Source organism: Novosphingobium lindaniclasticum LE124, from assembly GCF_000445125.1.
Taxonomy (GTDB): domain Bacteria; phylum Pseudomonadota; class Alphaproteobacteria; order Sphingomonadales; family Sphingomonadaceae; genus Novosphingobium; species Novosphingobium lindaniclasticum.
Map to the genome: position 1 here is coordinate 1 of NZ_ATHL01000044.1, position 6,609 is coordinate 6,609.

The 6,609-nt window shown below is 67.5% G+C and carries 7 protein-coding genes; 5 read left to right on the forward strand and 2 right to left on the reverse strand.

Annotated elements, in window-relative coordinates; all coding sequences use genetic code 11:
- Positions 1-76 precede the first annotated feature (76 nt).
- Complete coding sequence (locus L284_RS30325) at positions 77-952, reverse strand: outer membrane protein (RefSeq protein WP_021233072.1); 876 nt, start codon at positions 950-952, stop codon at positions 77-79.
- Positions 953-1,224: 272 nt separating this feature from the next.
- On the opposite strand from L284_RS30325, the gene L284_RS30330 reads away from it, so the two are divergent.
- From L284_RS30330 to L284_RS30340, 3 genes are all read left to right on the forward strand, one after another.
- Complete coding sequence (locus L284_RS30330) at positions 1,225-1,605, forward strand: hypothetical protein (RefSeq protein ID WP_021233073.1); 381 nt, start codon at positions 1,225-1,227, stop codon at positions 1,603-1,605.
- Between the two features lie 259 nt (positions 1,606-1,864).
- On the forward strand, positions 1,865-2,374 hold the full coding sequence (locus L284_RS30335; RefSeq protein WP_021233074.1) for a hypothetical protein: 510 nt from the start codon (positions 1,865-1,867) through the stop codon (positions 2,372-2,374).
- A 133-nt stretch (positions 2,375-2,507) separates the two neighbouring features.
- Entirely contained in the window at positions 2,508-3,659 is a 1,152-nt protein-coding gene (locus L284_RS30340) for a glycosyltransferase family 4 protein (RefSeq protein ID WP_021233075.1), read from the forward strand.
- A gap of 42 nt (positions 3,660-3,701) precedes the next feature.
- On the opposite strand, the gene L284_RS30345 is transcribed toward L284_RS30340, so the two are convergent.
- Positions 3,702-4,139 (reverse strand): hypothetical protein, encoded by a 438-nt coding sequence (locus L284_RS30345; protein WP_031341631.1) that lies wholly within the window; start codon positions 4,137-4,139, stop codon positions 3,702-3,704.
- Positions 4,140-4,233: 94 nt separating this feature from the next.
- Between L284_RS30345 and L284_RS30350 the strand changes: the two genes are divergently transcribed.
- Positions 4,234-5,556, forward strand: coding sequence for a replication-associated recombination protein A (locus L284_RS30350; protein ID WP_021233077.1), 1,323 nt, complete (start codon positions 4,234-4,236; stop codon positions 5,554-5,556).
- A gap of 9 nt (positions 5,557-5,565) precedes the next feature.
- A complete protein-coding gene (locus tag L284_RS30355; RefSeq protein WP_031341632.1) occupies positions 5,566-6,450 on the forward strand; it encodes a hypothetical protein in 885 nt (294 codons plus the stop codon).
- Positions 6,451-6,609: the final 159 nt, after the last annotated feature.

Consider the following 6,609-nt stretch of genomic DNA (forward strand, 5'->3'; position numbering starts at 1 on the left):
CAACCGCGAGGTTGCCGCCCCTTTTCCGTGTACTGGAGCCGTTTTCGGCCCTCTCCCAATCAGGGTCAGGTCGGGATCAGAACTGGAAGCCGACCGTCGCGCGCAGCGAGTGATACGAGAAGTCCTTGTTCGATCCCTTGATGCTCGTCGAGCCCGAATCGATCAGGAATGGATTGGTTGCCGGCGCCGTGCCGGGACCGACCTCGACGTTGTACTTGTTGTCGTTGTAGCGGTTGTAGAGATACTCGATACCGAGGCTGACATTACGGGCGACCATGATTTCGCCGCCGCCGCCGGCCTGCCAGCCCCAGACCAGCCGATTGTTGCGCTGGGGAGCGAACGAATTGGCCGTGTTCGTGGTCAGGAAGGTGTGGTCGATCTTCGCCACGCCGCCGCCGCCTGTCACATAGAACAGCGCGCCGCCGCCGGGGGTGTAGCCCGCCCGCACGCGGGCATTGAGACCGTAGTCCATCTGGCGCTGGATGACGTAGCTGGCGGGCGTGCTGCTGAAGCCGGAGGTGGCGTCCCTGGCGTCGCTCTTGACGCCTTCGATCAGGCCGCCGAGCACGAAGTTGTTGCCCATGCGCTTGTCATAGCCGAAGCGCACGCCGTATTCCGCGCCGTCCTTGTCGCTGCGGCAACCGCCATCGGGCGTGGCGCCGAGGGCGCGGCCGTTGCAGAAGCCGGGCGCGAAGGCGTTTGCGCCCGCCGCCGTGCTGACGGTGTTGTCGTAGCGGCCGTCGCCATCCGTGTCGAACCGCAGGCTGTCGCCGCGATCGTTGCCGCGCGTCGACAGACCTCCGAAGGCCTGGACGTAAGGACCGTCGAAGTGACTGTCGCGCGCCGGCGTGTCGACGGCGATAGGTGCGGGATCTTCCTGTGCGATGGCCGGCATGGCGACGATCGCGACGGCCAGGCCGAGCGTCGAGGAAAGGTAGCGGGCAGTTTTCATGGTAAAATCCCTGTCACTATTCGTACTCGCCCTTGCCGAAGTCCAACCCCTGGTTTTTGTTTCCTTTTCTGCGGCGGAACGAAGCAGGTTCCAAGATGAACCGAGAATCCGAACATCCCGAACCTGCCTCGTTCATTCAAATGATGACGAATATGAACGGAAACTGCTCGACTTGCTTCGATCCGGTTCAGGCACCGCGGCGTAGAAGAAACTTCAGAAGGGACGAGACCCCGGCCCCACCGGAGCCCCTGCCCAGCAAGGAGTTTCGAACGATGACTTTCTTCCGCAAGGCCGCCATGGCCACTGCCCTGACCGCTACCGTTCTCGGCGCCACCACCATGGGCGCCGCACCCGCCGCTGCCCGTGACTACTATCGCCACAACGACAACACGGCTGCCGTCGCCATCGGCGCAGGGGTGATCGGGCTGGCGCTCGGTGCCCTCATCGCCTCGAGCAACGACGACGACCGCTATCGCGACCGCCGCTACGACAGCAGTTGGCAGTACCGCGACGGCTACTATTGGGACCGCGACGGCGGCCGCCACAGCCGGGACGATTACCATGAGTACCAGCGCCGCGGCTGGAACGATCCGCGCGGCGACTGGCGCCGGGGCTACAACCGCGACGGCGGCGATTTCCGCCGCGGCTACTGACCACCGGGTCCTATACGAGGCGCTATGAAGGTGCGGACGGATAAACCCCTCTCCGTCCCACAGGACGCCCGGCTCTACCTGGCCGGGCGTCCTTGCATGCGAGCACCGCGGGCGATTGCTGCGGCCGGACGCGGCCCCTGAGCGGCTCGTCGCAGCCCGCTTCAAATTCACCCCAAGTTCACGGCGGAAGGCGAAATCTCGAACTCCGACGTGCCCGCCGACTCCGCCGTAACTTGGTTGGCCCGGAAAGGAGTGCGATATGATGAAACTGAGTTGGAAATCCCTGGGTCTGGCGACGGCATTGGCCGCTTCTGCCCTCACGGTATCCGCGCCAGCCTCGGCGCGGGACTACTACGACGGGGGCGGTAACGACGCCGCCATAGCCATCGGTGCCGGCGTGATCGGGCTTGCCCTGGGCGCCGCTCTCGCCGACCGCGACGACGGGCGCTACTACGATCGCGGCTATTACGATTCCCGCCGCTACGTCACCGTGCGCGGCCGGCCGGGTTACTATTACTATTACGACGGCGCGCCCAATCGCTACTACCGTGATCGCTATTACGACCGGTATTACGCGCCCTACTACCGCGAGCGCTGGGGCGGCCGCGACCGCTGGCGCGACGGCCGCCATGCCTGGCGAGACGATCGTCGCGGCTGGCGCGGCGACCGCAGGGGCTGGCGCGATGATCGCCGCGGGTGGCGGGGGGACCGCTGGGATCGCAACCGCCACGGGTGGCGCGACGATCGCAGGCGCGACTGGCGCCGCTAAGCTTCGCCCCGGCGCGCGCCGTCCCTTGCGCGCGCCGGGGACGACCTGCACGCGGCGGTTTTCCGCAGGAACCGGCCGGCGGCCATGAAGGCCACTCGCCAATCGGTGCGGGGGCGGCTATGGGGCGCCCACCATGGAAACCGCCGACCTGCGCATTGCCCTGTTTTCGGGCAACTACAACTATGTTCGTGACGGCGCCAACCAGGCGCTGAACCGCCTCGTCGGCTATCTTCTGCGCCAAGGTGCGCAAGTCCGCGTCTACGCGCCGACCGTCGCCCAGCCCGCGTTCGAACCCACCGGCGACCTCATCGGCATCCACTCGCTGCCGATCCCCAACCGCCCGGAATATCGCGTCCCCCTGGCGATTTCGCTCAAGGCGCGCCGCGATCTCAAGGCTTTCGCGCCGAACGTGGTCCACGTCTCCTCCCCGGATCCGGTCGGCCACCAGGCGGTGACCTGGGCGCGCAATCGCAACCTGCCGGTGCTGGCCTCGGTCCACACCCGGTTCGAGACTTATCTGCGCTACTACAACATGGCCTGGGGCGAACCGGTGATCGAGGCGATCCTGCGCCGCTTCTACCGCCGCTGCGACGCCCTGGTCGCGCCTTCGGAATCGATGGCGCAGCTCCTGCGCGAACAGCGCATGAACTACGACGTGTCGATCTGGTCGCGCGGCGTCGACCGCGACATCTTCCACCCGGATCGCCGCGACCTGGCCTGGCGCCGGGCCCAGGGGATCGCCGACCATGAAGTGGTCGTGGGCTTCCTGGGCCGCCTGGTGATGGAAAAAGGGCTCGACGTGTTCTCCGACACGCTCGACGACCTCACCCGCCGAAACGTCGCGCACCGCGTGCTCGTCGTCGGCGAGGGACCGGCGCGCGAATGGTTCCAGGCCCGCCTGCCGCAGGCGGCCTTCGTCGGCTTCCAGCAGGGCGCCGACCTTGCCCGCGCAGTCGCCAGCATGGACATGCTGTTCAACCCGTCGGTCACCGAGACGTTCGGCAACGTCACGCTCGAAGCCATGGCCTGCCGCCTGCCGGTCATCGCCGCCGCCGCCACCGGCAGCCAGAGCCTGGTCGACGATCACGTCTCGGGTCGTCTCATCCCGCCCGGCGCCATCCACCAGTTCGCCGAGGCGCTGAAGGCCTACATCGAAAGCCCGCAGCTGCGCGGCGACCATGGCCTTGCCGGGGAAGCCCGCGCGCTCGACTTCAGCTGGGATCGCATCAACCAGGCCGTCGCGGACACGTACCTCCGGCTCGTCCGCCGCCGCATGCGTGGCTGAAGGGAGCTTGCGACCGGAGCGGCACGGGAAAACGTGAAGCGCCTAACGCAGCACCCTGTCGCCCCGCAGCCGCAACGCGTACCAGAGCAGGAACAGCGCCAACACCCATATCACCAGAGTGATGCCGATGCTCGCCGGACTGGTCAGCATCGCGGGTACGTCCGAGACGAAGGGATAGATCTGGTTAACCGCCAGCCCCAGCAGCGAGATCGTGAAGGCCGCCACCGCCCAGCGCGAGCGCAGGAGCAGCAGCAGCGCCCCTGCCAGCCCGCCCCATACGCCCAGGGCCCAGGTGACGATCGTCCAGCTTGGCGCATTGTCCAGCCAATCGATCATCTCAGGCGAAAGCGGCGCCATCCACGCCGGATTGCGCGTGACCGTCATCGAGAAGTCGGTGCATCCGAAGGCGTTCCACACGAGCGCCAGCACGCCGACGATCCACAGATGCCGCGGGGTTCTGACTCCCAAAGTCCTGGCCATCGCTCAGCCCTCCCTGCCTTCCGTTTAGGGGCTTGTAGACTACGCCCGCGACCCAACCGATGCAATTCCTCGGAACAATAGCTAGATAGTCGCCATGGCCGACCTCTTTGCCGACGACCTGCCCCCTGCTCCGACGCCCGGCGCGCCGCGCGAGGATGCCCCTTTGGCCGACCGCCTGCGCCCGCGCACGCTGCATGACGTGGTCGGGCAGGAGCACCTGACTGGCCCCGAAGGCCCGATCGGGCGCATGGTGGCGGCCGGCCGGCTTTCCTCGATGATTCTATGGGGGCCGCCGGGCACCGGCAAGACCAGCACCGCCCGCCTGCTCGCGGATGCGGTAGGCATGCGCTTCACCGCCGTCTCCGCCGTGTTCTCGGGCGTGGCCGACCTCAAGAAAGCCTTTGCCGAGGCCGACCTGGCCGCCCGCGCCGGGCAGCGCACCCTGCTCTTCGTGGACGAGATCCACCGCTTCAACCGCGCCCAGCAGGACGGCTTCCTGCCTTTCGTCGAGCGCGGAACCGTCACTCTGGTCGGCGCGACGACGGAAAACCCCAGCTTCGCGCTTAACGCCGCGCTGCTCAGCCGCGCCCAGGTGCTGATCCTCCATCGCCTCGGCGCCGAAGCCCTGAACAGGCTGCTGGACAAGGCGGAGGCGCTGGAAGGCCCGCTGCCGCTCGATGCCGATGCCCGCGCGGCACTGGTCGCCTCGGCCGATGGCGACGGGCGCTTCCTGCTCAACCAGGCCGAGACGCTCTATGCCGCGCAGATTGCCGAGCCGCTCGATCCTGCCGGGCTCGGCCAGTTCCTGCAACGCCGCGTCGCCGTCTACGACAAGGACCGCGAGGGCCACTACAACCTGATCTCGGCGCTTCACAAGGCGGTGCGCGGCTCGGACCCCCAGGCGGCGCTCTATTACCTTGCCCGAATGATGACGGCGGGCGAGGAGCCGCTGTTCCTGCTGCGCCGTCTCGTGCGCATGGCCAGCGAGGACATCGGCCTGGCGGACCCGCAGGCGCTCGCCCAGTGCCTCGCCGCCAAGCAGGCCTACGAGTTCCTGGGCTCGCCGGAGGGGGAACTGGCCATCGCCCAGGCCTGCCTCTATGTCGCCACCGCGCCGAAATCGAATGCGGCTTACAAGGCGTACAAGGCCGCCGCCCGCTCGGCGCGGGAAACAGGCTCGCTGATGCCGCCCGCCAACATCCTCAATGCGCCAACCAAGCTGATGAAGGACATCGGCTATGGCAAGGACTACGCTTACGACCATGATGCGCCCGACGGCTTTTCGGGCGACAATTACTGGCCCGACGACATGACGCCGCAGACGTTCTACGAGCCGGTCGAGCGCGGTTTCGAACGCGAGATCCGCAAGCGCCTCGAATGGTGGGATCGCAAGCGGGCCGAGCGGCGCGAGGACTGACGATAGAGGATGCCCCGCTTCCGGCACTTCATGGCCATCGATTGGTCCGGCGCACTCGGTCCGCGCCAGAAGGGGATCGCGGTCGCACTCTGTGAACGTGAAGGCCCGCCGCGTCTGCTGCGCCCGGCAAACCACGCCCACTGGTCCCGAGAGGATGTTCTGCATCTGCTGCGCGACGCCTTGCCGCAGGACACCCTCGTCGGCCTCGACCTCGGCATATCCTTGCCTTTCGCGGACGCCGGCGCGTTCTTCCCGGATTGGCCGGGCAGCCCGCCTGACGCCCGCGCGCTATGGGCATTGATCGACGCGATCTGCGCGCGCGACGAACATCTCGCCGCCGCCAGCTTCGTCGATCATCCCGAAATCAGCGCCTATTTCCGCCGCCATGGCGGGCGCGAGGGTGCGCGCTTCCATCTCCCCGGCGCACTTCATCGCCGCGGCCGCATGCGCGTGACCGAACAGGCGCAGGCGCGTGCGGGCTGCAAGCCATACTCGAACTTCAACCTCGTGGGCGCTGCGCAAGTCGGCAAGTCCAGCCTCACCGGCATGCGCCTGCTGCATCGCCTTGGCGGCGCGGTTCCGGTCTGGCCGGTCGATCCCCTGCCGGAAACTGGCTCGGTGCTGACCGAGATCTACACCGCGATTGCCGCCGTCGCGGCCGGGCGGACCGCCAGCCGGGCCAAGATGACCGACTATGCCGCGCTAAACCAGGCTCTCACGGCGTTGGGTTCGCCGTCCGTGGCGGGGTCCGGCTCCATCGACGACCACAGTGCCGATGCGCTGCTCACCACCGCCTGGCTGCGCGTGGCCGCGCCGCGCGCCAACTTGTGGAAACCCGCTGATCTTACAGCGCAACTGGCCCGAACCGAGGGCTGGACCTTCGGCGCGGCATAGCCCAGAACCTGCCGCATCGGGGTGACGAACGGCGCCCCCAAGATGATCGACAGGGACATTTCCGCCTATGAAACATGCGTTGCTGGCAGGGATAGCCTGCCTTGCCCTGGGCCTCGGAGCACAAGCCTCCAACGCGGCTCCCGCGCCCCACTCCTCCCC

Excerpts from the sequence above, each read along its gene's own strand:
- L284_RS30340 (WP_021233075.1), top strand. The coding sequence starts at position 2,508 with ATGGAAACCGCCGACCTGCGCATTGCCCTGTTTTCGGGCAACTACAAC.
- L284_RS30325 (WP_021233072.1), bottom strand. The coding sequence starts at position 952 with ATGAAAACTGCCCGCTACCTTTCCTCGACGCTCGGCCTGGCCGTCGCG.
- L284_RS30335 (WP_021233074.1), top strand. The coding sequence starts at position 1,865 with ATGATGAAACTGAGTTGGAAATCCCTGGGTCTGGCGACGGCATTGGCC.
- L284_RS30355 (WP_031341632.1), top strand. The coding sequence starts at position 5,566 with ATGCCCCGCTTCCGGCACTTCATGGCCATCGATTGGTCCGGCGCACTC.
- L284_RS30350 (WP_021233077.1), top strand. The coding sequence starts at position 4,234 with ATGGCCGACCTCTTTGCCGACGACCTGCCCCCTGCTCCGACGCCCGGC.
- L284_RS30345 (WP_031341631.1), bottom strand. The coding sequence starts at position 4,139 with ATGGCCAGGACTTTGGGAGTCAGAACCCCGCGGCATCTGTGGATCGTC.
- L284_RS30330 (WP_021233073.1), top strand. The coding sequence starts at position 1,225 with ATGACTTTCTTCCGCAAGGCCGCCATGGCCACTGCCCTGACCGCTACC.